General features: G+C 42.0%; 26 protein-coding genes, 1 tRNA gene and 1 pseudogene. 8 read left to right on the plus strand and 20 right to left on the minus strand.

The window, feature by feature from the left end:
* Positions 1–125 (plus strand): annotated as a pseudogene (locus tag ACOCD9_RS18730) (IS982 family transposase); the annotation flags it as partial.
* Between the two features lie 189 nt (positions 126–314).
* Positions 315–1,310: a lysylphosphatidylglycerol synthase transmembrane domain-containing protein gene (locus ACOCD9_RS18735; RefSeq protein ID WP_287699769.1), complete on the plus strand. Its 996-nt coding sequence runs from the start codon at positions 315–317 to the stop codon at positions 1,308–1,310.
* A gap of 21 nt (positions 1,311–1,331) precedes the next feature.
* On the opposite strand, the gene kaiC is transcribed toward ACOCD9_RS18735, so the two are convergent.
* The 3 genes from kaiC to ACOCD9_RS18750 form a co-directional block, all read right to left on the minus strand.
* The gene (gene kaiC, locus ACOCD9_RS18740) at positions 1,332–2,894 is read right to left on the minus strand and encodes a circadian clock protein KaiC (RefSeq protein WP_194015761.1); all 1,563 of its coding nucleotides are present in this window, start codon (positions 2,892–2,894) and stop codon (positions 1,332–1,334) included.
* 193 nt (positions 2,895–3,087) lie between these two features.
* Positions 3,088–3,402 (minus strand): circadian clock protein KaiB, encoded by a 315-nt coding sequence (kaiB, locus tag ACOCD9_RS18745; protein WP_002733742.1) that lies wholly within the window; start codon positions 3,400–3,402, stop codon positions 3,088–3,090.
* 56 nt (positions 3,403–3,458) lie between these two features.
* Complete coding sequence (locus ACOCD9_RS18750) at positions 3,459–4,388, minus strand: circadian clock protein KaiA (protein ID WP_287699770.1); 930 nt, start codon at positions 4,386–4,388, stop codon at positions 3,459–3,461.
* A 278-nt stretch (positions 4,389–4,666) separates the two neighbouring features.
* On the opposite strand from ACOCD9_RS18750, the gene ACOCD9_RS18755 reads away from it, so the two are divergent.
* Positions 4,667–7,042: an ATP-binding protein gene (locus ACOCD9_RS18755; RefSeq protein WP_419548158.1), complete on the plus strand. Its 2,376-nt coding sequence runs from the start codon at positions 4,667–4,669 to the stop codon at positions 7,040–7,042.
* Between the two features lie 401 nt (positions 7,043–7,443).
* On the opposite strand, the gene ACOCD9_RS18760 is transcribed toward ACOCD9_RS18755, so the two are convergent.
* The 9 genes from ACOCD9_RS18760 to ACOCD9_RS18800 form a co-directional block, all read right to left on the minus strand.
* The gene (locus ACOCD9_RS18760; RefSeq protein WP_130756345.1) at positions 7,444–7,803 is read right to left on the minus strand and encodes a putative toxin-antitoxin system toxin component, PIN family; all 360 of its coding nucleotides are present in this window, start codon (positions 7,801–7,803) and stop codon (positions 7,444–7,446) included.
* Entirely contained in the window at positions 7,781–8,017 is a 237-nt protein-coding gene (vap15, locus tag ACOCD9_RS18765) for a type II toxin-antitoxin system VapB15 family antitoxin (RefSeq protein WP_002762933.1), read from the minus strand. Before vap15 ends, ACOCD9_RS18760 begins: the two co-directional genes overlap by 23 nt.
* Before the next feature lie 109 nt (positions 8,018–8,126).
* The gene (locus tag ACOCD9_RS18770; RefSeq protein ID WP_079205616.1) at positions 8,127–8,330 is read right to left on the minus strand and encodes a hypothetical protein; all 204 of its coding nucleotides are present in this window, start codon (positions 8,328–8,330) and stop codon (positions 8,127–8,129) included.
* A gap of 50 nt (positions 8,331–8,380) precedes the next feature.
* On the minus strand, positions 8,381–8,686 hold the full coding sequence (locus ACOCD9_RS18775; protein ID WP_002732780.1) for a hypothetical protein: 306 nt from the start codon (positions 8,684–8,686) through the stop codon (positions 8,381–8,383).
* Positions 8,683–9,057 (minus strand): type II toxin-antitoxin system RelE/ParE family toxin, encoded by a 375-nt coding sequence (locus tag ACOCD9_RS18780; RefSeq protein WP_002734817.1) that lies wholly within the window; start codon positions 9,055–9,057, stop codon positions 8,683–8,685. The genes ACOCD9_RS18775 and ACOCD9_RS18780 overlap by 4 nt, the downstream gene beginning before the upstream one ends.
* Positions 9,058–9,492: 435 nt before the next feature.
* Complete coding sequence (locus ACOCD9_RS18785) at positions 9,493–9,789, minus strand: helix-turn-helix domain-containing protein (protein WP_002731911.1); 297 nt, start codon at positions 9,787–9,789, stop codon at positions 9,493–9,495.
* On the minus strand, positions 9,782–10,141 hold the full coding sequence (locus ACOCD9_RS18790; RefSeq protein ID WP_419548159.1) for a type II toxin-antitoxin system RelE/ParE family toxin: 360 nt from the start codon (positions 10,139–10,141) through the stop codon (positions 9,782–9,784). Before ACOCD9_RS18790 ends, ACOCD9_RS18785 begins: the two co-directional genes overlap by 8 nt.
* Positions 10,142–10,399: 258 nt before the next feature.
* Positions 10,400–11,953: a GUN4 domain-containing protein gene (locus ACOCD9_RS18795; RefSeq protein WP_419548160.1), complete on the minus strand. Its 1,554-nt coding sequence runs from the start codon at positions 11,951–11,953 to the stop codon at positions 10,400–10,402.
* A 3-nt stretch (positions 11,954–11,956) separates the two neighbouring features.
* Entirely contained in the window at positions 11,957–12,484 is a 528-nt protein-coding gene (locus tag ACOCD9_RS18800) for a hypothetical protein (protein WP_419548161.1), read from the minus strand.
* 89 nt (positions 12,485–12,573) lie between these two features.
* On the opposite strand from ACOCD9_RS18800, the gene ACOCD9_RS18805 reads away from it, so the two are divergent.
* From ACOCD9_RS18805 to ACOCD9_RS18815, 3 genes are all read left to right on the plus strand, one after another.
* Complete coding sequence (locus ACOCD9_RS18805) at positions 12,574–13,380, plus strand: hypothetical protein (RefSeq protein WP_287699776.1); 807 nt, start codon at positions 12,574–12,576, stop codon at positions 13,378–13,380.
* Positions 13,381–13,638: 258 nt separating this feature from the next.
* The gene (locus ACOCD9_RS18810; RefSeq protein WP_002793567.1) at positions 13,639–13,869 is read left to right on the plus strand and encodes a hypothetical protein; all 231 of its coding nucleotides are present in this window, start codon (positions 13,639–13,641) and stop codon (positions 13,867–13,869) included.
* On the plus strand, positions 13,866–14,111 hold the full coding sequence (locus ACOCD9_RS18815; protein WP_419548162.1) for a hypothetical protein: 246 nt from the start codon (positions 13,866–13,868) through the stop codon (positions 14,109–14,111). Before ACOCD9_RS18810 ends, ACOCD9_RS18815 begins: the two co-directional genes overlap by 4 nt.
* Before the next feature lie 129 nt (positions 14,112–14,240).
* Here the strand turns inward: ACOCD9_RS18815 and ACOCD9_RS18820 are convergent, their stop codons facing one another.
* From ACOCD9_RS18820 to ACOCD9_RS18830, 3 genes are all read right to left on the minus strand, one after another.
* Complete coding sequence (locus ACOCD9_RS18820) at positions 14,241–15,665, minus strand: AAA-like domain-containing protein (RefSeq protein WP_419548163.1); 1,425 nt, start codon at positions 15,663–15,665, stop codon at positions 14,241–14,243.
* 192 nt (positions 15,666–15,857) lie between these two features.
* Entirely contained in the window at positions 15,858–16,205 is a 348-nt protein-coding gene (locus ACOCD9_RS18825; protein ID WP_287699778.1) for a YkgJ family cysteine cluster protein, read from the minus strand.
* A 157-nt stretch (positions 16,206–16,362) separates the two neighbouring features.
* Positions 16,363–16,434: transfer RNA gene (locus tag ACOCD9_RS18830), tRNA-Val, on the minus strand.
* 81 nt (positions 16,435–16,515) lie between these two features.
* On the opposite strand from ACOCD9_RS18830, the gene ACOCD9_RS18835 reads away from it, so the two are divergent.
* Positions 16,516–17,052, plus strand: a complete 537-nt coding sequence (locus ACOCD9_RS18835; protein WP_287699779.1) for a metal-binding protein — start codon at positions 16,516–16,518, stop codon at positions 17,050–17,052.
* Positions 17,053–17,128: 76 nt separating this feature from the next.
* Here the strand turns inward: ACOCD9_RS18835 and proC are convergent, their stop codons facing one another.
* The 4 genes from proC to pipX all read right to left on the minus strand — a co-directional run bounded on the left by proC (position 17,129) and on the right by pipX (position 19,900).
* Entirely contained in the window at positions 17,129–17,941 is an 813-nt protein-coding gene (gene proC, locus ACOCD9_RS18840) for a pyrroline-5-carboxylate reductase (protein ID WP_043997650.1), read from the minus strand.
* Positions 17,942–18,072: 131 nt separating this feature from the next.
* Complete coding sequence (locus ACOCD9_RS18845) at positions 18,073–18,645, minus strand: cell division protein SepF (protein ID WP_419548164.1); 573 nt, start codon at positions 18,643–18,645, stop codon at positions 18,073–18,075.
* 319 nt (positions 18,646–18,964) lie between these two features.
* On the minus strand, positions 18,965–19,624 hold the full coding sequence (locus tag ACOCD9_RS18850; protein WP_419548165.1) for a YggS family pyridoxal phosphate-dependent enzyme: 660 nt from the start codon (positions 19,622–19,624) through the stop codon (positions 18,965–18,967).
* A 3-nt stretch (positions 19,625–19,627) separates the two neighbouring features.
* Positions 19,628–19,900, minus strand: coding sequence for a transcriptional coactivator PipX (gene pipX / locus ACOCD9_RS18855; protein WP_002800387.1), 273 nt, complete (start codon positions 19,898–19,900; stop codon positions 19,628–19,630).
* A gap of 507 nt (positions 19,901–20,407) precedes the next feature.
* Between pipX and ACOCD9_RS18860 the strand changes: the two genes are divergently transcribed.
* Positions 20,408–21,949: an NAD(P)H-quinone oxidoreductase subunit N gene (locus tag ACOCD9_RS18860; RefSeq protein WP_419548166.1), complete on the plus strand. Its 1,542-nt coding sequence runs from the start codon at positions 20,408–20,410 to the stop codon at positions 21,947–21,949.
* Between the two features lie 99 nt (positions 21,950–22,048).
* Here ACOCD9_RS18860 and ACOCD9_RS18865 read toward each other — a convergent pair whose 3' ends face one another.
* Positions 22,049–24,082 carry an N-6 DNA methylase gene (locus ACOCD9_RS18865; protein WP_419548167.1) on the minus strand — a complete coding sequence of 678 codons (2,034 nt, stop codon included), beginning with the start codon at positions 24,080–24,082 and terminating at the stop codon, positions 22,049–22,051.
* Positions 24,083–24,446: the final 364 nt, after the last annotated feature.

Genomic DNA, 24,446 nt, shown 5'->3' on the forward strand with positions numbered 1-24,446 from the left:
AACATTCTCGTCACCGAAGCCCGGTCAATTTTTGTGTCAACGTCTTGTGTGGCTTAATTGCTTACTGTCACCAACCCAAGAAGCCCTCCCTCCAAATGGACTGGGTTTTACCTCAATCTGCTTAACCCGAACTCAGGTTACCTTATCAAGAGGGGCAGGGGGGATCGAACCTAAAATCCATTTTTAATTTAATTATAACCAGCTACTTAAGTCATAATTCCCGCTCTTTTATATCTTTTAAACAGGATTTAGTATAACTACTTCTTGCCTTTTGCCTATATCTTAACCAAGAAATTAATTTTACACGACTACTTATGAAATATCTTAAATTTATCTTTCTGGGTTTAGGTTTTGTTTTACTAGGGGTAATTTTACGCAAAACAAATCTGCAAGAAGTTTGGCAACAAATCACCCTAGTCGGTTGGTGGGGAATGACATTAGTAATTATTTTTTATTTCCTAGAATTTCTCACCGATGTTTTTACTTGGCAACTAACTTTTAAAAGTATTCCTATCCAACCTCGATGGACAATTCGCCTATTATTAATTTACATGGTAGGGGCAGCCTTTAATCGCGTGACTCCCTTCGCTTCCTTGGGAGGAGAAGGTTTTAAAGCAGTGATGTTAAAAACTCACTATCAGATTAGCTACAAAGAAACCAGTGCCTCGATTATTCTGACAAAAACGTTAAATACTGCTTCCCTTGTCTTCTTTGCAATTATCGGTTTTTTTCTGCTCCTAGCTTCTCCAAAATTCTCCAATTCTTTTAAAACTTTTACTGGATTAAGTCTTGCTATATTCTCCAGTTGTATCCTGATATTTTTCTTGATTCAGCGATTCCGTTTATCCTCCCGAATAGTTAATCGATTAGGTCATTCTTTTTTAGGTGATCGCCTAGCTAAACCTTTAGAAAATCTTCGCAGTGTCGATGATCGTTTAGGAGAATTTTACCGGAATCTGCCCCTATTTAGAAATGGCTTGATCGTCGGTTTTCTAAATTGGCCCCTAGGAGTTTTAGAAATCTATGTTTTAATGCAGTTTCTCCAACATCCGATCAGTTTTGCCGATGCTTGGTTATTTGATTCCGTTGCCCAATTGGTGCGCGCTGGGACCTTTTTTATTCCCGCTAATATCGGTACTTTAGAAGGTTCTTTAGTGCTGCTGGGTGCTTCCTTAACTGGTAGTCTAGAATTAGGTTTAGCGATTTCTCTAATTCGCCGGGTTAAAGATATTCTCTGGATTATATTAGGTTTGTTGATCTGGTGGTTATTTTCCTTAAGACCGACTTTACCCGATCGCTCTTCAAAATAATCTCCATCAGTCAACTCCCGATTATTCATCCTGTAATTTTTCGCGTACATTGCGAACAATCCGCGATAATTCAGTCTTTTCATCGACGCTAATTTTAGTTGGGGAACCACTAATAATCCGCTCGTAATTGCGGAAAGAATCCTTGATATCCGCCCCGTCCTGACTGATAGTATATTCACGAATCCCTTTATCGTGCCAAGAACCGCGCATCTTAAAGACGTTAATCGCTCGCGACATTTCGCCGCGAATTTCCACATACTGCAGCATTAAAATTGTGTCCGTAATCGTAGAAATATGGGATTCGGTGATCGAGTGCGCTCCCATAAATTGGTCGGTGGTATTGGTGAAAAATCCCGTAATTTCCTCCTGTTTGGCGTATCCTGTCACCCCGATCACAAATTGCCGAAAAGCATTATTTGTCACCCCCCGCGCGAGTGCCGATAGAGAATCAATAGCAATACGAGAGGGTTTAAATTCCGAGATTTCCGACTTAATCATCTGTAAATGGTCTTCTAATCCCGCCGATTCGGGGTAAGAACACAATAATTTTAATAATCCCTTGCGTTCCATCTCCTCAAAATCGATCCCCCAAGAAGAGGCATTTCGGGACAATTGGGCGCGAGATTCTTCATAAGCGAACAAAATCGCCCGCTCACCGCGCCTACAGCCTTCTTCTAGAAATTTACTGACTAAGAGAGTTTTACCCGTACCGGTTGCTCCTGTGGCCAAAATAATCGAATCCTTGAAAAAACCGCCTCCACACATATCATCGAGGGTTTTTACTCCCGAAGAAATGCGGACATTAGAAGAGCGCTGAGTTAAACGCATGGCTCCGAGGGGGAAGATATTAATGCCATCATTGGTGATAGTAAAGGGATATTCCCCCTTCATGTGGGTTGTTCCCCGTAATTTGAGGATTTCTGCGGTTCTGCGTCGCCTTTCTCCCTCTAGCACGTTCCGCATAATTACCACATTATCAGAGACAAATTCCTCTACACCAAAACGCGCCACCGCTCCGTATTCTTCGATACGTTCCGTGGTCATAATTGAAGTCACTCCTAATAATTTTAACCTGGCGACGAGCCGAAAAATTTCCCGCCGCACCACTGACACCGCTTCGTACTGCTGAAAAACAGCAGTTACAGAGTCAATTGATACCAGTTTTGCTTTATATTTGGTAATTGCGTATTGAATGCGCTCGATTAGGGCCGAAAGATCAAAACTACCCACCACCTCTTGACCTTCCGGATCCGGGGAAGCATCGAGAATAAATAATTTACCCTGGTCAATTAATTCTTCTAAATCCCAACCAAAACTATAGGCATTTTGAATGATATCGGTGGGAGATTCTTCAAAAGTAACAAACAGGCCCGGATAGTCAAAATACTTGATCCCGTGGTAGAGAAATTGAACGGCAAGCAGGGTTTTTCCCGTGCCAGAAGTGCCACTAACTAAGGTAGTTCTCCCCATGGGTAAACCACCGTGAGTGATCTCATCAAAACCTTCAATTAGGGTTCTAATTTTGCGAACACCTTTCGGTTTAATCGGTGGATTCGATTGGCTATTAGAGTTAGATTGAGTCATTATTTATCCAGCGAGTATTTAAAGAGTAGGATTTTTATCTAATTTTTCCACAGAAACATATCAAGCCTGACTAAACACTTTACACTATCTCGATTTCCATTGACTCTTGACTTTCCCATAGAGGTACTAGATTAAGCCCCGATCATTTCTTCTTCAATCAATATAACCCGTCTAATCAACTATGGACAAAGACCTAGCTATCATTTTCTCGTTCACGAATTTCCTCGTATAGTAAGTCTAAACCGATCAGAACCTTCTCTCGATCGGACAAATCACCGATAATTTTCCGCACTGGGGGAGGGAGGACTTTCGCAAGGGTAGGAGTAGCGAGAATCTTGTCTTCCTCCGCTAGTTGCGGGTTTTTCAGCACGTCAATCACCTTGAGCGCATAAACTCCCTGAAATTCCTCTTCTAGGATATTTTTCAGGGTTTTTAAGGCTCGCACGGAGTTGGGGGTGTTCCCGGCGACGTACAGTTTTAAAACATAGGTTTTTTTAAAGACGCTCATAGGTTAGGATCAAAGGGGCTGGGGATATGAGTTCATCGCTATTTGTCTGGGATATTTTAGTCTATTCCCAATAATAAATCATAAGGGATATCCTCGCGAGGTATGGAACGACGGTACATTTCTCCTAGGTGAGCAAGGATATCAATGAGAGCGAGACGATAATCTAGGAGAATTTCCTCACTTCTGCCTTCTAATTTTAACTGTTGGGAAAATTCATCCATTAACTCCATGTGAATTTCCAGAATTTGCGACACTGAGAGATCGGTAAAAAAGACATTATTAACCAATTCATCGATCGCTTGATTAATCGGATAATCCTGTAGGAAGTAATTTAAAATAATCTCCCGATAATCTCTTCTTACTTCCCGCAGTAATTCGTTTTTTTCCTCCGGGGCAAGATTGCGATAAAACAGCTGCGGGTTGCGTTTGTAGTAAACACCTAAATAGCCGAGTCTTTCTTTTAATTTTTCCGCTAAACGGCGCTGTTGTAGGAGGAGAAAACTGTGATTATTGGCCACGGGATTCGGTTGGTTAACAATCGTAGTACGCTCGGAAAAAGAGCAATTAGGAGCTAAATGGAGAAATCTAGCGATCGCTTGGTCGATGACCGAGGTGATGCTGTCTAATTCCTTGACGGTGATTTGTAATTCGGCACTATGATAGAGACAGGTGGGAGAGTCATTCATCTCAGGAGCGATGTTTTTGTCAGCGACAATGATCACTACTGGCAGTAAAATCCCCCCTTCGTAGAGTTGATTAAAAGTCGGCTGTAGGGAAGGATGAGAGACCACCAGCAAACAATCAATTTTTTCCTTCTCTGCCTCGATATTAGCCAGTAATTCGCTAGAAGAAGACCCCAGGGTTAGATTATAGCGTTCATTAGCCAATAAAGCCGTCAAAGAATTAACCAGCCCCGGGGGTGAACTCACTCCCGTCAAGGGTGGGTCCGTTGGGACAAAAGCATAAATAGTCAGTCTCAGAGGCAACGTTTTCTCACCCGCAAGGTAGATAGAAATTGACAAACAATAGGTTAGGCTTTCTCTGTTGAGAAGACAACCCCCCCCGCCATCAGCTAAAGGAAGTTAAAGTTAACTTGGCTTTTTGGCAGTGGGTATCGTAGTTAATTGTAATCAATGGAGCGGTTCTCTAGATGAGCGAGCGTCATAATCAAGATAAATTCAAGTTCTAGGACGACTAATAGTTTGGCCATCAGTTTGTTAATTATGCCCTAAAGTTACCGCCACCGCCCTCCCCAATTATCCCCATGCCTAGCGTTACCCTCAGTCTCCATCACTTTAATCAATCTGTCACTACCTGTGAATTAATTATCGACAGGGCCAGTCTTTGCGATTTAATTAACACGGGCAATCCAGAAGCGATCGTGGTGGTGGATGAGCGGTATTGTCCCCTAGGACTGATTGAGAGTCAAGCCCTGATCGCTTACCTCCTCTATCAACAGCAGTACCCCGAAACCAGAAACCCCTCCTGCAACCGTCTCGATCTAAGCGGTTGGCTGCGTCCAATTATCCCTCTTAACTCGCGCATGGCCGTGAGTGAGTTTCTGGCTACCCTGACGGGGGAAGCGCTCGCAAAAGCCCCTATTTTAGTCGATGCTCAGGGCAAACTGTTAGGACGCTTAGACACGGGCAAACTTCTGCAATTTTGTCTCGGGCGCTCGATTCTCGATGATCCTCCCCCGCAGCTCCGCATCAGCGATCGCATTACCCCCCCCCGCAGCGATCGTCCTCTGGAATTTCTGGAACAATTACCGCTGCCGCTGCTGCTCTACAGTCCAGAAGCAGGGATTTTATACCAAAATCAGGCTTGGTGTCAACAAATCGGGGCGGCTTTCCCCGCTAATATCGATAACTCTGCCTTGGCTTTAGTTAATGACCCCTTAACCCTCCCATCCCCCACCCCCCCCCTGTTTCCCCAGCGTCTAGAAACGGTGACATCGGGTTTAGCCAAGACTTGGCGACTGTTGTCCGTGCCGTTAAATTTGGCGGATAATTATCCTTTGATCGAGAAAGCTTCGGGACTATGGTTACTGTTGGCCACCGATATCACCGAACAACAGCAATATTGTCAGGAATTAGCGGTTAAAAATGCCGATTTAGTCCATTTAAATCGTCTTAAGGATGAATTTCTCGCCTGTGTCAGCCATGAGTTTAAATCGCCCCTCACTGCTGTTATCGGTCTCTCCAATCTGCTGCGGGAACAAAAAATTGGTGAACTTAACCCCCGACAGTCGAAATATGCCGATTTAATCTATCGCAGCGGTCGTCAGTTGATGGCTTTGGTTAATGATCTCCTCGATTTAACCCGCCTAGAGACAGGACAACTACAATTAACTTTAACTAGAGTCAAAATCGCTCGCCTCTGTCAACGGGTGTACGATATCATCGTCGATAAGTATCCCCAACGTCTCGATCTCCCCAGCAGCTATCGTCTTGACATCGAATCGGGGTTAGATTATGTCCTGGCCGATGAAACCCGTTTACAACAGATGTTAGTGCATTTGTTAGATAATGCGGTAAAATTTACCATTGATGGCGGTAATTTGGGCATTAAAGTCAATCGTTGGGAAAATTGGCTGGCTTTTACCGTCTGGGATACGGGGATCGGTATTCCGGAAGAATCCCAGCATCTGATTTTTCAGAAATTCCAACAGCTAGAAAGTCCTTTCACCCGTCAATTTGAGGGCGCAGGTTTAGGTTTAGTCTTAAGCCAAAAATTAGCACGCTGTCACGGTGGCGATCTATCTTTTGTCTCCAGGGCCCAGGAAGGTAGTGAATTTACTTTACTACTGCCGGTTCATCCCCAAGGTGCCGAGCAGGAGTCCGCCACTCCCCAGCGTCTGGTGTTGCTGGTGGAAGCTAATCCCCAAGTGATCGAACAGTTTGTCGATCGCTTGAGTGAATTGGGATTAAAAGCCATTATCGCCCGTAGCGGCACTGAGGCGATCGAAAAAGCCCGTCAGTTAAAACCCCGTTGTGTTTTTCTCAATCCCAATCTACCCCTGTTGTCCGGTTGGGATGTGTTAACGCTGCTGAAATCCCATCCCCAAACCAAAGATATAAAAGTTATTGTCACCGCCGCCGATTCCGAGCGCAACCGCAGTCAACAGCAAGGGGCCGATAGTTTTCTGGTTCCGCCGATCACCTCGGCTGCGCTGCAAGCTTGCTTAAATCTGACCGTTTCCCCTGTTCCTAGCCGAAAACGGCGCACTGCTCCGACTCTGCTGCGTTTACACGGTCATTATGCCCCCAATTTCTCCGATTTATCTTCCTTTAGTTGGATTTGGAATAATCAATTAGTTCGGGAGAACTATCGTTTTATCGAGGCCGATAGTTGCGAACAGGCGGAACTTTTAGCTACTGTCTGGGAGGTGGACGCTATCTTAATCGATAGTTCGATCGCAGAAGATTTATACTCTTATCTGCAAACCTTGAGCGAGTCGGAAACCCTCGCTAATTTACCCCTAGTCACCCTTGATGTGGCTGTCACCGAGGTGGCCAATCAAATCCCCGGTTTAGTCGTTTTTCCCTGTTTGGCCCCCCCAACGGAAAACCGCATCGAACAGCTATTAAAGGTAATCGAGACTGCTGATCTGGCTTTTTCTCGCCACAAAGAACAGTAAAGGCAAGTCAGGCAAGTCTTGGGAATACAAGCAATGTCGATGCTCTAGCCCGATTTTCCCGAGAAGTTGGCGCTAAAGCGTAACTACAAACCTTAACTCAACTTAGAGATTATTAACTCAATTTTCTCAAAAAAATCGACCAGCCGTTAGGTGAGAAAAAGAGAAGAACCGAGAACATTAACGCACCCTACAAATTAAGATGGTGCGTTACGGCGCGATCATAATTTAATTAGGGCTTGCTGAAAAAGTTTTTCGTGGGGGTAGGGTGTGGGGTGTGGGGTGTAGGGTTTTACCGATTTTGAGGGGGTCAATTACCTAATTTTCAGGGAAAAAGTCCCTGAATTTTCCACCCGATCACTCCCATATTTGGTACTTTTTGATTGACAAAAAGTCTAAAAGTCTTATTTAGTTATTCCAAATTGTTGCAAAATTAATAAATCTTGATCGCCTGTAATTAAAAAGTCAGCTTGACTATCTTTGGCTAAGGCTAAAAGGTAGTTATCTTTAGCGTCTCTACAGATATTAATTTTTGATTTAGTCTCAATACATAACCCAATTATGTTTACAAGCTCAAGTAACTCTTGAACTTTACTTTGGGGAAAATGCTTTTGTAATTTTGGTCTTTTGGTAACAAGGTTAATCTCATTAAGTAGCTGTGGAGAAAAAATCGGCACAAGAGTTTTGGCTAACTGTTTACCAATAAGAAAGCTAATCCAAAGGTTAGTATCAATAATAACTTTAATCGGTGGCTTGTTGTCCATAAATTTCAGCCCTAACTTCCTCCACTTCTTCGGTAATTGTCTCTAGGGAAAGCTCATCAGTTTTAAAGGTTTCTAAAAGTTGGGTTAATTTTTGATTTAAAGTTTCTTTTTCGAGTTCTTTACTGAGTTTTATTTTGTCACTTTCTGGGAGTTGTTTAACCAAATCTAAAATCTGGTCAAAGTTTAAGGTTAGTTGGTAAGTTTTTTGGTTCATTTTCTCAAATTATTGTTTATTGATAAAGTTTAATTGCTCGCAGTGCATACTCAAAACAACGTTCCCGAATATCTATTTGTTTCTTCTATTCTTTTTGATAATTCATAATTCATAATTCAAAAGAAAGGTCTGGTTCAGCCTCTATACAACCGATAAAATCAGACCAATCTTCTGTTCGCTGCTCTTTCATTTCCTGTGGGTTGGGAGAATATCGTTTTTTGAGAATATCTACAAGTTCAAGAATAGTCTGTTGTGCGTCGGGGGGAAGGGACGCAATATCTTCTTCAATTGTTTCTAGGTTTATCATTGTCATTGTTTAAATGCGCGACAGCTTATTCTCATTGTAGCAAATTACTGAAACAATTAGGCTGAAACTAATTCAAATTTAACCTTTATTTTTAGGGCTGTAGCGATGAGATTTAGCAACAAAAAAGAGTTTCCTTCATAGTCAGCATTTTCTAAGGCTTCAATAATAGATTCATCAGTATTAATTAATTCTGCTAAAGCTTTTGTTGAAAGATGATGTGTTTCCTTAATCTTAAATATTTTTCTGGCTACTTCGTCATCAATACGAGCCTTTTCTAATTCTAATTGACGTTCTGGATTATTAGCATAATAACGTTGGTAAAGAATTTGTAAGCCATCGGCTGTCGTTTGGTGTGTATTCATATCAACTCCTGAAAATAGGTGTGTAATTCGGGATTTTTTTCAAATTTAGCTTTGTTTTTAATTGCTTGCTCGATTTCCAGTGGTAGAACTTCTTTTTCTTTAATTATACCATGAGAAATGACCACAGCTTTGTTTTTATAAAAGAAATAAAGAATTCTATAATTTATTCCTTTAAAATTAACTCTCAATTCATAAATTTTGTCCCGCAAAAAGTCTGCTTCTGGTCTGCGTAATTCATATCCTAGTTCTGCCAGTCTTTGTAATTTGATAAAGCATTTGTTTTGAGCTTTGCCAGGAAGACTATCAAGCCATTCTATAATTGGTATATTACCTCTTTCATCTTGGTAAAAAATAAGTTGTATTTTTGGCATATTAAAGCTTTTATATATGTGAGTTTTCTAACAAATGATAAATTAAATAGTGTCAAGTATCGAGTTCCCAAAAAGCTGATGTTTACGGGAGCAAAACCCCTAAAATTAGACTTGACAAAAGACCTGAGATTGTTATATTCTACAGGTAACAAGCTTTTGCACGAGAGAGCCACGCCCCACGCACCAATTATATCATTCATTCTGCCTGAATATCAAACAAGAACTAGAAACCTGTTACTAGGGAGAGATTACTGCGGGGGGGATATTCGGTAGCAGTTAAATAATCATAATAAAAACCACAGAGGACACAGTAGCGGCTCTTGTCGGGTGCGTTAGTGATAGCGTAACACACCAATTTTCTTAAGATGGTGCGTTACGGCGCGGTAATAGTTTAATTATTAACAAATCTCCTTTAAATACGCGCAAACACGCACCCTACAAGCTACTAACAAGGCTCATTTTGACTCGTTGATTAAGGGCAGTGGCAATTTTTTGTAGCATTATTAGGGGATTGTCTTGATAGTCAGCGTCTTCTAGATCTTCAATAACGGATTGCTCAACATGGATTAGGTCGGCTAGTTGTTGTTGAGTTAATCCAGCATTCATACGAGCGTCATAAATCAATTGTGCGATTTCTGAGTTGAGGGATTCTAGGGCAATTTGTTCTTTGATTGTGGGATCATCTGCAATCATTTGGTGAATGATTTTTACGGCATCTGTGGTTTTAGGCATTGTTTATTTCTCCTTGATAAGTATGAAGTTCTGGATTTTGTTTAAATTGTGCTTTTCTTTGGATAATTCTCTCGATGTCTTGTGAGGGAACGGCGGAAGTTTTTTTGATAAGAGCATGACCAATAATTGCTATATTTTGACCATGATAAAAATAGAGGATTCGATATTGTATGGTTCCCTGTTTGGCTCTAAGCTCCCAGATATCATTTCTGAGATAATCGGCAGCAGGGCGGTGCAGTTCATGACCTTGTGCGGCAAGTTGTTCGATTTTGGTTATACATTTGGCAAATCCTTTTTTATCAGTTTTGAGTAATTTCTGAAGCCACTTAACGATGATTTTTGTCTTTGGCACGTTTCTTTTTAAATAGTATGCGATGAAAAATCAATAAATGTAATCAGGTGATGGTGATGGGTATCGAATTGCTGGATAGCTCATAACCTCGTTGAAAAGAATTATGCGATCGCCCCTTGTTTATCTCCTAAATTAAACTTAGAAATTCTGCGATAATAGACATCAACATCGTTAAGTATCGAGTTCCCCAAAAGCTGATGTTTCCGTGAGCAAAACCCCTAAAATTAGACTTGACAAAAGACCTGAGATTGTTATATTCTACAGGTAACAAGCTTTTGCACGAGAGAAGAGTCCTCTCCCAAACCAAATCCATTCGGCATTAGGGAGGTGCGCTTTGGGGGCTGTCAATTTAAAGGTTAGCTCTGAGTAGTACAACCAACTATCTCCTTTTCTCCAGCCGACGCGATCGCCGAACTTGTTCCACACTTCCCGATTATACTCTCTTGTGCCACCGAGACTCTCATAGATTTCTTTCTGAACGCTGAAGCCGAATTTACCCTGACTAGCTGACAACCAAAGCCGGTCAATGATGCCCAAATCTTCACAGGAAAAGTTCTCAATATCTTCGTCTCTGAACCACCCTTCCTTTTCCCTCTTAGCAGCTTGAAGCATCGCCCTAGTTGTTTCCACATCTGCTTCTTTCCATTTCCCTGCTGCTAGTAGGTCTCGCAGGTTGGTATAATTCACTCCTGTTGACCCCGATGTAAGAGTAGCATGCTCGGAGAGCATTCTTCTAGTAATCCTCGCATTCTCTGTCATCGACGCAGCAACAGCTGTTAGTGAAGGGGGCTGCGTCTGCTGTTCCAGCGCTGCTCGCGATGCGCTGGTAAAATCATCTACTGGTGATGAAGAACTAGGCTGAGGATCTGTAACAGGAGGAGGTGAAGGGGTTGGTTTTGGCGTTGGTACAACAGCAATAGATGGGCTAGGGTTAGGAACAGGTGAGCTAGTCACAATAGGAGGGGTTGTTTCAGTTTTTTGATTAAAAGCAAATTCTCCTATTAAAGAAGATGAAGTCCAAGGAACTTGATAATTATTAGTATTTTGGACAACATCAGAGCGTACTTTTCGCAGCATTGAATCCACTTCCATATTGGGAGTTTTAATATATTTCAATAAGTAGGAAGTAAATAATCCATTCCGTCCAGTACCATCACTAGCGACTTTTCCCGGTGCAGTGGCAAAAGCAATTAAAGTTCCTGATGTTGCTTGCGATGGTGCTGTTAATCCCCTGCTAGATGAACGCCAAAATTTACGAAAAGGATTATCCCGACAAGCATCTAAAATCACAATATTAATTCGATTACCCGCATCTTCCATTCTGCCGAGTATTTTCCCCAAAGGCATTGACTCATACTCAACATCTTTTTCATATTTAATCTGAGCATTAACAGGAATAAGATAATTTTCTCCTTCTACCTCCATTCCATGACCTGCATAATAAAATAAACCGACATAACCTTGATTAATTCGAGTGGTAAACTGATCGAGAGCATCATCCATTTGTCGTTTAGAAGAATCCTTGAGCAAAATTACCTCAAAACCTAATTCCTTCAAAGCATTAGCCATATCTGTGGCATCATTAAGCGGCGTATCAAGCTTACCAACTTGGTAATTTGCATTACCAATTACTAGGGCGATCCGCCTCTGCTGTTGCTGCTGTTGTGTGTTTGGAAGATTTTGGGTAACAGCTTGATTGATGCCCTTAAATGGCAAAAATTTGCCTCGCTCAGGAGACATCCACATCGCAACACTTAGGATAGTTGTTGTGATGATTAAATAACCCAGAAGTTTAAGACGAGAGATAGACATAATTTATTTTTTGGGCATAGTAAAGGCTTCTAATGTCATTTTTTGAGGCGAGTTAAAATTAATTTTATATAGTACATGAACCTTGTCCTTGATATTAAGTAGCTTCCGCAATTCTTCAGGTGTTAATACCCTATTTAAGTTGACTTTAGCCGACTGGGGAGGATTTTGTAACCTTAAAGCCGTGACAGGAACTCCAGGCCAAGTTTTAACATAACCTCGGATACGAGAAGGAAGAGGTTCACCCTCAATCCAGACATCTCCCTGAAATTCTATCGATTTAATTTGATTCAGAGGAACTGTTTCTGAATCACCCCCCGCCGACAGTCTCAAACTTTCCTGATTAAAAGCTGTTAACCGTCCCGTCAGAGGATTTCCCCGCTTGAGTACCACCGTCGCCTTATCTGGTACAGCCACCTCTAACGCCGTTTCCTGACTGCGGACAGAACCCTGAAGCCATTCTAACCGCCTATCGCTTGCTACTCCCAGCAACAGCAAAGAGAAAATACTCCCCCGCAAAATAGCTTTCATCATCCGACTTAACCCCTCAATATCGAAATAAATAAGAGATGATAGAATTTTAACATCTCCTTTTTCACTTCAACCATCCCAAGCAGTTTGTCATGACTGATCCCGACAATTCCTCAGAATTTAATCCTCTCGGTAAACTAATTAGTGTATTGGTTTTATTAGCCGCCGCTCTTTACTTTACTGGCTGGATTTATCGCTGGGCATACTTTAGCTTTTTTTACCTCGAAGTTACGACTCTGAGTCTTCCTAACGAATCCTTTTATTTTGCCGCTTTTCAAACATTTTTTGGAGACCTTTGGGCAATTCCTAGAAAAATCCTATTTTTATTGGTGATTATAGGTGCTACTGTCATCACCTTTGCTGGGCAAAGATGGCTAATAAAATATCTGAAAAGATTACCGATTGCTTTGAGTAAATCTCAAGCTAAGATCGTTAATTTTTTATCATCCCTATTGAATGAATTTATTATCGTTATTTTTGTACTGATGGCTCTTTTTTGGCTGGCAACCTGGCAAGCAAAAGATGATGCTTGGAAAGATGCTGTTAATGAAACTTCTTCTTTACCGATTGTCACGATTGTTATGCCTCAAGATGCCAGTTTAGGACGAAAATTTAATAATCCCTTAGAAAGTCGTTCCACAAAAACTAACCTACCTAATTTTAGGATTATCGGCGATCTTCAATCCTACAAACGTTTATTAGATAACGAACTTAATGATATTAGTAACCCTGATAAACCGAGAATTTGGCGACTGTTGCTCAAAGGCAATGGTTATTCCTATATTTTCCCAGCGTTACCAAAAAAAGAAGCTAAATTAACCTTTCCCGTCGTGATAGTTTATGAAAGAGATAACGGTGTTCAATTGACAATTCTTAATTCTTCCATCTCCCAACCCTAGCATCTAAAACATAGAATGTAGGCTATGTTAGTCGAGTGCGTAACGCATCATAAACTAGATGGCATAGCGACTTTTTTCGGAAGTATTACAGTGAGCAAGCGTAATTTTTTTTGCGAGGATAATAAAGTGTAGGGTGCGTGTTTGCGGTTACAAATCCGGTCAAAAAACTAAAATTAACAATCCACGCACCGATTATATCATTTTTGGTTTGCGGTGGACGTTGTAGAATAGAGAAAACCTACTACGCTGATAGATACCATGCCCTCTCCTGCTATTACCACGATCATCAAGATGGTTGAGTCTCTGCCTGATGAGCTTCAAGAGCAGTTAGTAGATTATGTTCGAGCTTATATTGCAGAAATTGAAGAAGAAAAACGATGGGATCAGTCGTTTAAACAGACGAAGAATAATCTAGTCGCAGCAGCACGAAAAGCCAAAGAAGAGATTGCAGCAGGATTGTCCGCGCCGATGGATTATGAGCAGCTATGAATTCCGCAACATTGCCTTCATTTTGGCAGAAGTATCGCGACTTGAAGCCAGCAGTCAAAGCCGGAGCCAAGAAAGCATATCGGTTATGGGTAGAGAATCCGTTTCATCCGTCGTTACATTTTAAGTGTATTGACAGCGACGAAGATATTTGGTCAGTGCGTGTAACGAAGAGTCATCGAGCTTTGAGAGTGCTGTCAGGGGATACAGTGACCTGGTTTTGGATTGGCGATCATGATGAGTAAGAAAAGTTTTATTCGTAAAACACAGGAACTACAAGCCTATTCCACTCGAACTTTAAAAACCCACTTGCCACTCTCCTATACTTTTTAAACAGTATTTAGCATCACTCCCTCATAATGACATTCGATCAACTAGATAGCATAGCGACTTTTTTCGGAAGTATCAAAGTGAGCAAGCGTATTTTTTTTGGCGAGGATAGAAGTTTTTCGAGGCAAAAAAACAGAACGTTGCCGGAAATATTCGCCAAAATATTGACGATAGAGAGGACAACTGACTCGGCAAAACTTACCTTGTCGGTGAATTAGTCCGAGACTTTCTAGGTGAAAAGCGGCAATTAAATCAATTTCTATGTCTTTTTCTGCCATCACCACCTTAGCAAAGATAGCCGCTAAATTGCCTTTTAAGTATTGCAGATGCCAAAGTAAACGTTTAAGATGATCTGCAAAAATATTATTTTCCTCGTTGATCGAATTAGCTAGAATGTTTTCTAGGGTACAATTACCCCGATCAAGATGATAGCAAGCAAGACGAATTAAATAGGGATTACCACCTAGAAATATCCGTAATTTTTCGGAGTCAAAATTCTGATCTAATCCCTGTCTTTGACTTAATTCTCGTACTTGTGCGCTGGTAAAATTAGGCAATTCGATCGGTAAACCAAGACTGAAAGGAGATTGATAGGTATCTGAGGTTTTATCAAGCTCCTGTGCAGGGGAATAGGCAACAATTAAACGTAATTTTTGCCAGAGAGGTTTGTTTTTGCCTTCCTCGTGCCAGAGGTGCAGAATACTAAAAAATTCTTCCCTTAGCTGTGGATAGGGTAAAAGATATTCAAGATCATCAAAGGCAAGCACTAAAGGGCGATCGAGATGGGGGAGAATATGCTTTTCTAGATAGATTTTACAGTTAATTTTACCCCCTAAGAATTCATCCCAATCCTCTGGGAGATGATTATCTAAATCTAACTGGCGACTAATACTAACACAAAGCCAGTGCATCCAGTGATTTAAGTCTTGAAAAATTGATCTTTCTGCTAACCGAAAACTGAAATAAAGTGTATGGTATTGCTGTTGTTGAGCATAATTAATAATTCTGGCCATCAGGGAGGTTTTTCCCATTTTTCTGGGTGCGTTAATCCGGATCAGACTACCCCCGCGCAAGATCTCTTGATAACAAGTCTGTTCTAGATTATTTCTGTTAATATAAAAGGGGGAATCGAGGGGGACTTGTCCCTCTGGTAATTCAGGCAATAGTTGAGGATTAATAGTATTAGTTTCTGGTAAGTTAGGACGATAATAATCGCTATTTTCTAAAGTTAAATTAAAGGCTTGAAAACAATGTTTCAGGGTTTGTTTATCCACTCCCGATTCACAAGCAAATACCTTCATCAGAGTATCTACCCCTAAAAGAGTTTTCTCGCTGAGGACTTCTAGGGTGAAACGATGACCGCGATTATCCCGATATTCCGCTTCTTGTTTAGCAGTAAGTAATTTTTCTAGTCCCGTGGTGGTAAGGATAACCCCGCGTCTGCGGCGCTGTTTTTCTGGTTTTTCCATGATAGTTTTTCCCTGTCCTGAACTCAAACTCTGCACCTCTACTAGAGGTTTTGAGTTTCCTATAGACTTCTCCTCAACAGGGAAACAATCAATTCCGTAATTTTACTGGTTTAGCCCTCGAGAAGGTAGGAAAAATAACCAGACCACTTATTTTCTTTCCAGTCCGAGTTATTTCTGGGATAGGGATAAATCTTAGCCTACTTGCTGACGATAGCTATTCATTTCTAGGCTATTTTCCCCATAAAGATCCTCAATGTGTTCATGACAACAATCGATCGCAAATTGATCGAATTCTCCCGGTTCAATTTGATACATTTTGGCAAAAATATCGGGTTGAACACGACAAAATTCTGGTCTCTGGTCATAAATGGTACAGAGACGGGTTTGGCGATCAAAGTTTATACACCAACCTTCTTCCCCCACCATGCTGAGATATTGACTTAATTGTGCGGGAGTCAGATATTCTTCTAAGTCAGGACGCTCATCGGGATTTAGTTGACAACAAGCTCCACAATTTTTAATACATTTCCAATTGGCCATATAACCGCTGTGCTGCGATAAATTAATCCTAGCACCTACTGACTAGCTTACCAGCAATTAGTCCTAATTTTGCCTTCCAGCAACAATTCCCCTCAATAGTTTCAATCTCAACCTGCGATCGGGAGTGAGAGCTTGACTAGGCAAGGATCGAATAAAATGGGCGTTGTAAGGGTCGAACTTACGGCATCCTGCTTGTAAGGCAGGCGCTCTACCACTGAGCTAAACGCCCGAATCAATTTCGCACTTTCTCAGCATAACATATATTTTCAAAAAAGTATATTATTTTTTTGAGCGAGTTAATTTTTTTCCGATGCCCTCTGGTCGAACTCACGATCGCATTACCCTAATTTTGCTGCTACCGATTGCGGGGGCGAGTTTTTTGGTCAGTGGCAGTGGTAAATTAACCCTGTTACTGTTGGCCAGTTATTTGTTTAGCGGATTCCTGTTTGGGCCGGATCTTGACATCCACTCGGTACAATACAAACGTTGGGGTTATCTGCGCTGGTTGTGGCTACCCTATCGTTCTATGATCCGTCATCGCGGTTGGTTATCCCACGGTTTATTGATCGGCACAATTTTTCGGTTATTTTATCTTGGTAGTTTTCTTTTACTAGCGGCGATCATCATCATTCCCATCCTGCAAAGTTTCTGGGGTATAGACTGGGATTGGCGACTGTGGCCGCAGCAAGCGATCGCATTATGGCAACAGTATCCCCGGGTAGCGATCGCTATTTTCCTAGGTTTAGAATTAGGGGCAATGAGTCATAGTTGTAGTGATTGGATCGGATCGGCCTATAAACGTTCTCGAAAAGTGGCTCAAAAACCGGTAAAAAAGAAAAAACGATAACTTTTTCTGGACAAGAATTGCTGCGTATTTGATCACAGATCGACACATCAGTTATGGGTTAAAAAAGATACCAAGATTACTTTTCGGAACTACGCCCTAAATCTTTAGATCTATGATAGGCCGCCACCACTGCCTCGATAATAGTCGATCGAAAAGAGCCTTTTTCTAATTGTCTCACCCCGGCAATCGTCGTTCCCCCGGGGCTAGTGACGCGATCCTTTAATTCCCCCGGATGTATGGCCGATTCTTTTAATAGGGTTGCCGTCCCTAAAACTGTTTCTATGGCCAATTGAGACGCGATCGCTCGCGGTAATCCAGCCGCCACACCACCATCGCTTAAAGCTTCCACCATCAAGGCCACAAATGCTGGGCCCGATCCCGATAATCCCGTTACCGCGTCCATCAAAGCCTCGGGAACTTCCACCACCGAACCGACCGCAGCAAAAATATCTCTAGCTACGGCCAGATGTTCTGGTTCCGCATGACGACCAGATGCGATCGCTGTAACCCCTTGTCCCACCGTGGCGGGGGTATTGGGCATCGTCCGGATGACGGGGCGATCGGGAAAGCCCATTTCTAAGCGATTGAGGGTAACTCCCGCTAAAATCGAGATAATTAGGGGTTTTTCGGGTATTCCCAGCAAACTATTCACTACTTGCTCTAAAATTTGCGGTTTTACCGCTAAGATTAATACCTCAGTTGCTCTGGCGGCTTCCCGGTTATCCTCACTGACTTGCACTCCGTAGGTATTAACCCAAAAGTTACGCCGTTGGGATTGGGGTTCACTGACTAACACCGTTTCGGGACTATAAATATTTTTTTTTAATAAACGGCTGAGAATGGCCTCGGCCATCACTCCACCGCCAATAATTCCTAAGCGAATAGACACAGTATTTTTTAAAGTAAAAAGTAAAAAGAAAAAAAGGCAGATTTAGAGGTCTTACCCAGAAAAAACACATCCTCTCGAGAATCGATCGATTTCTAGCTTCGACAAACTTGACGAGAGGACTATGGGAGGATTCATTGAGCTAATCGACTGCTTTCGGCGCCCCAAACAGGTGCGGGGGAAACGGGACGAGCCATTTTCGGGTTGTCGGTGATATCGTGAATGGTTCCGGAAAGGGTGCTAACTTTAACGCAGCTGGGGGTAAATAGGAAAATACTCTCACCGATGCGTTCTTGATGACCATCAATTGCATAAGTGCCACCGGCGACAAAATCCACGGCTCTTTGTGCTTCTTCGGGATCCATGACGTTGAGGTTTAAAACCACCGATTTGCGTTCTCTCAGGGTTTGGATAACTTGGGGCATTTCCTCGAAGGAATGGGGCTCGATCACGACCACTTCTGCATTATTGTTGTTAATACCTGGCATACCGATCACGTTGCTTCTGTTGAGTCCCATAGATGTGGCTGTACTGAGATTTAAAGGTTCGCGTTGACGACGATTAAGGGGTTCTTCTTCTTCGTTTTGATCCCTATCTTGGGGGGAAGACTTTTCCCAGTTCATTTCTTCGTAGTCGGTTTCGTCTTCGTCTTCTGGTTGTTCGGAGATGCCGACAAAATCTTTGAGCTTGGTAAAAATGTTGTTCACAGTCTAAGGTCCTTCAAAAGATTTTTTTGGGTGGTCTTGTCTAGAGTCGGGGTTATTTATTGGCCTTTAACAATTGTTGCTCTCATTTGGTACAGGGGAACTGTTTTGTTAAGGGTTCGTCATTTTAGTCGTCTGGAGGCAGCGGTTAGTTCCCTCTTTTCAGTTATCAGTTATCAGGGGATAGTTTTCAGGGATTGGGAAAAAGTCAATTCCTCATTTCTAACCACCATTTTCTAGACTAGACGCTGTAATTTTAAGATATATTGTCACCAATTATTAAATTTTCTAGGGGTTTTTTCTGTAAATTTACGGAGATGGTTCAGTAAATGCGTTCGCCAAAGATGCCAGTTCCCACCCGGATCAAAGTGGCTCCAGCCTTGAGGGCAAGGGGATAATCGTTAGACATCCCCATGGATAGATGGGGCAGGCATAAACTAGAGCTATTCTCGATTATTCGGGCTAAATCGCTGGTTTTTTCAAAGGCGGCTAACTTTTCCCCAGTGGATAATCCCTGGGGCAGAATTGTCATCAAACCCTGAATTTTTAGCTGTTGACAGTTGACTAAAGCGGGAAGAGCTGCTAGTAATTCGGCCTTGTCCCAACCGAACTTATCGGGATCGGGGACAACTTTCACCTGTAGCAAAACTTGGGGATTAATCTCTAATTCCCCAGCTAGGCGATCGAGTCTTTGGGCTAATTTTAAACTATCGAGGGAATGGATTAAATCGAAAGATTCTAGGACTTTGCGCGCTTTATTTGCCTGTAGATGCCCAATAAAGTGCCAAGAAATATCTGGCAGGTCTTTTAGTTCTTGCTGCTTCGAGATTGCTTCCTGTAGCTTACTTTCAGCAAAATCTCTCACTCCTGCTCGGTAAGCTTGACGGATATAATCGCCAGATACCTGTTTACTGACGGCAATCAGACGCGTGCAGGGGGGTAGGGTAAGACGGATTGACTCGATACGACTAGCGATCGTCATGAACTAGACTGAAAAGGTTTGTTGATAAGTTTGGTTGAGACTGTTAAATTCTTGCACATTACTGCGCCGTCGCAAATTCCGCAGCCGGTTTTCCACCAAAAGACGAGCATCGGAACGACTAATCGGATCGAACGAGACTTTTTTGGGTCCCACCGTCACCAGAAAAAAAAGACGTTGGGCATAAAGAGTGGTGAATAATTCCTGATGTTCTTCTAATAGACACACTCTGTATAATAGACCGAAAGTGGGATGATTGAGATAGGTTTCGTTACTCATTCAAGCGAGCGCTAAAGGAAAAGGATGGAGCGAACTAGAAAGTTTTTCAACAACAAAATCAAGCGGATGGCTCGAAAACAAGTGATTTTTCGGGGGTTTCCCTAGCCTGATTTTACCAGAATCCTTCAATGACAACTAACGATGCCAGTCTATGTCATGATTTCCTGAGTTTTCACTTTTTCCCTGTTAACTTGGATACATCTCGGTGACAACTTGTCAACATCAGAAATTAGCTCTGCTGCAAAAATCAAAGATTTTCCCTTTGCAGAGGAGAATCAGAGACAGGAGGATAAAAAAGACACGAGACAACTACACTACCCATAAAAGCTAAGATTATGTCAAATTTATCTGGGTTTTTAGATATTTTAACCCGATAGCGGCGATCAGTAAACTGAAAAATCACATCTGATCAGTGATCACTGATAACTGATCACTGAATCGCTGATCAAATGCCCTAAGCTTGTATTAAGCCTTTTTTAACTTCAAATTCCTTTAACCTCAATCAATATGGATTTTTCTAGTCTTGTTGCCAGTCAGCTAAACGCCGGCGTTATCTGGCCCGAAGGAATCCTGATTATTACCCTGATGGTGATTTTAATCGGCGATTTAATCGTGGGACGGAGTGCCAGAAGTTGGCTGCCCTACGTTGCGATCGCTGGTCTGCTCGCTGCTGTGGTTGCTCTCTACTTTACCTGGGACAATCCGAAACCAGTGGCCTTTTTAGGGGCTTTTGAGGGGGATAATCTCAGTATCGTCTTTAGGGCGATTATTGCTCTTTCTACCGCCTCCACAGTGCTGATGTCTATCCGTTATGTGGAACAAGCGGGAACCTCCCTAGCGGAATTCTTGGCCATTATGCTCACCGCAACCCTCGGGGGAATGTTCCTATCTGGCGCTAGTGAATTGGTGATGATCTTCATCTCCCTAGAAATGCTCAGTATTTCCTCCTATCTAATGACCGGTTACATGAAACGGGATCCTCGATCGAACGAGGCCGCTTTAAAATACCTGTTAATTGGAGCTTCTAGCTCGGCGATTTTCCTCTATGGTGTTTCCCTTCTCTACGGTTTATCCGGAGGTGAAACCAGTTTAAGTGCCATTGCCCAAAAATTAACCGATGTTAACGGTGGTCAGTCCCTGGCCTTAGCGATCGCATTAGTTTTTGTGATTGCCGGTATCGCCTTCAAAATTTCGGCGGTTCCCTTTCACCAATGGACTCCTGATGTGTACGAAGGTTCACCCACTCCCGTGGTGGCTTTCCTCTCGGTGGGTTCCAAAGCGGCCGGTTTTGCCCTAGCAATTCGCCTATTAGTGACGGTTTTCGGTCTAGTCAGCGAACAATGGCGGTTTATCTTTATCGCCCTAGCAATTTTGAGCATGATCCTCGGCAACGTGGTCGCCTTGGCCCAAACTAGCATGAAACGGATGTTAGCCTATTCCTCGATCGGTCAGGCGGGTTTTGTCATGATTGGTTTAACCGCCGGTACTGACGCGGGTTACTCTAGCATGATTTTCTATCTGTTAATTTACCTGTTCATGAACCTAGGGGCTTTTGCCTGTGTGATTCTCTTTGCTCTGAGAACTGGAACCGATCAGATCGCTGAGTATTCGGGACTCTACCAGAAAGATCCGCTCCTAACCCTCTGTTTAAGCATCTGTCTGCTCTCTTTGGGAGGAATTCCGCCTCTAGCGGGCTTCTTTGGTAAGATTTATCTATTCTGGGCCGGTTGGCAAGCGGGACTTTATGCCCTCGTCCTCGTTGGTTTAGTCACCAGTGTGGCCTCGATTTACTACTATATCCGTGTGGTCAAAATGATGGTGGTCAAGGAACCCCAAGAGATGTCCGATGCGGTGAAAAATTACCCCGTTATCAATTGGACCCTTACCGGGATGCGTCCCCTACAGGTGGGCATTGTCCTCTCCCTAGTGGCCACTTCCCTGGCCGGTATCCTCTCCAATCCTCTCTTTACCCTAGCGACGGATTCCGTCACCACTACCCCTATCCTACAATCGGCGGCCCTGGTGACGCACATTTCCCGGGCGAATTGAGAATCCCTGTTGATTTATCCTAGCTATTCTAGTCCTGTCTTAAGGTTGGGATAAATCAACCACCTTAAGACCTTTTCTAAGCTTAACCTGCTTTTTGCTTTACTCAAATTGGCCAAGTAAAAGACTCATTTGGTTAACAACATTCTCACTTGCTTTTAACGCTTCTTTTCTAATTGCTTGAATTTCAGCCATACTTTTTGCGATTCTCTGCTGTTCAGATTCGGGTGGAATAGGCACTAAAACTTTTAACAAATCATCCACTAAAATAGTAGGAATAGCATGACCTGTCATGTACCTTTTAATCTGACGCAAAAAAAAGTCTGTTCGCATATATACTAATAAAAACAAAGGCTCGACTCCCTGAATATTTCTTAATACTGAAAATCCATTTGAGCAAATTGCTCCGTCTTCATCTTCCGTGATTAGGGCTGTTGCTTGGCGTGGTGTTCCTGTACTTGCTCCTGAAATTGCCGTAATAATATCGCCTTTGTACAATCTATAAGTTGCGCGAGATGGGGCCTCGTGTGCCTTAATTATTTGTTGAGAAACAACTTGCATTGTACGATAATCAACATCGGAAATAGCTATATATCTAATTTCACTATCCCTAGCTAAACGAAAATCAGCCGCCTCTCTCAAAATATCGGCAATTTCACCTAAAGGTTTCGCCCCAATAGATTTTAGATGTTCTAATAATTTTTGGTCATTGGGTAAATAATGTTCGGCATCCAGTCTCGAATTGAGCAGGGTATTCTTAACTGTATAAATACAATCGCTGTTTTGTGCAAATTCCCCATTGATAAATGACCTAAAAGATTGAGAAATATCATCTATATCATCGTCAACTATTGGCAAACCTGATTTTTTTCGGGCTATAACTCCCGACTCGTCGCGCTTATATATTGTTTGTCCTTTAACGTCATAGCCTATTTTTTTGATTTGTGCCATAAAACAAGAATCATTGTCTGCTGGTAATTTTTGAACTACTAAAAGTGATGTCTTGATTCCTGTACCGTAGGGTACAAAGGCTTCCGGCGGTATGGAAACAACACCTAATATTTTTGTTTGGGAGCGCAACCAATGGCGAATCGGTCCATTAGAGATATTTTGTAATAAACCATCGGGCAGAATAATCGCCATGCGCCCACCTGCGCGCAATAATTTTATAGATTTCTCAATAAATAAAATATCGGGCGACTGACCCGCTAAAACGGCTTGGGAAACTTCCCAACCATTGGACGCTGATTTATGCCATTTTCGGGCGAGAAGATATGATTGAAGAATTTTCTGGTCTTCTACTTTGCCTTTATTTCCGAAAGGAGGATTGGTCAAGATAACATCAAAGGAATTATTTAATTTTTCATCTTCGATAAGCGCATTAGTGCAGATAATTTCTGAACCTGTGCCACCTTCAAAAACTAAACGAATCATTCCCGAAAGAGCGACATCGGGATTAAATTCAATTCCTGTAATACTTTCTTGCACAAAACTTGCTATATCGAACTCTGGGTTATTTTGTCGAACATGGTTGATTGCTTGAATTAAAAAACCACCACTTCCGCAAGCAGGATCTATAATTTTTTCGTTTGGTTTGGGGTCTATCATTTCAACCGCAAGACGGACAATTGGGTGAGGGGTAAAAAATTCTCCCCTATCTCCACGCTGGTGTCTATTTACAAAAGTCTGAAAGGCTTCCCCTTTTATATCGCCAGATGTTTTAGTTAAATTAATGTACTGTAACCTGCCTACAATATAAGCAAGAGTCAAAGGTTTTAACTTGAATGTGTCATCGGTGAAAAATCTCCGATAATGATTCTTGATGGAGGTAAATAATTGACTGAGACGCGACATAAATTCATCGGACTTATTTGCTACGATGGCTTTATATTCACTTGCTGTAACGCCAAAGTTTACAGATTGCTTGGCAGATTTTTCATCATGAAGTTTGATGATGATTAGTTTAACCATCTCGTGAAAAATCTTGTCTTTGAGCATTCCTTCGTTGGCGTAAATATAATTATGGCACTCTTCAAAAACTGCGGAAAGATTGTTAGAAGGTCGTAATTCCTGAATTTGCGGGAGTTTTTCAGGTAACAGGCTATCTTCAGAAAATAACAATCCTTGCTCTTTCATTTACTGCTACTGCGCTTGATTTGACCGTTTACCCTTGCGGGTTGTTGAATAGATAGAATATTTTTAGCCTTGACTCCTAGCAAACCAGTCTTTTAGTGGACAGAGATAATCGCCATCTTGATTAAACAAGAACTTGCCCCTATACCTAATTATAGAATCTAAATTAGAGTATGTCAAGAGATAAAAAATTAAGTTTAATGTTAACCAAAGTGAGTGAAAAAAGCTGGCTCTACCGAACCTGTCATGCAAAACTATCAACAACTCATGCTTGTAAAGCTTGTACAATAGGGCTTTGAGTTTTTGTTAGATTGATATTTATCAACTTTAGAGCATTGCTGGACAGAGAGGGAGCTTGGGGAATTTT

The sequence above is a fragment of the Microcystis sp. genome (genome assembly GCF_048564745.1).
In the GTDB taxonomy this organism is placed as follows: Bacteria; Cyanobacteriota; Cyanobacteriia; order Cyanobacteriales; family Microcystaceae; genus Microcystis; species Microcystis ichthyoblabe_A.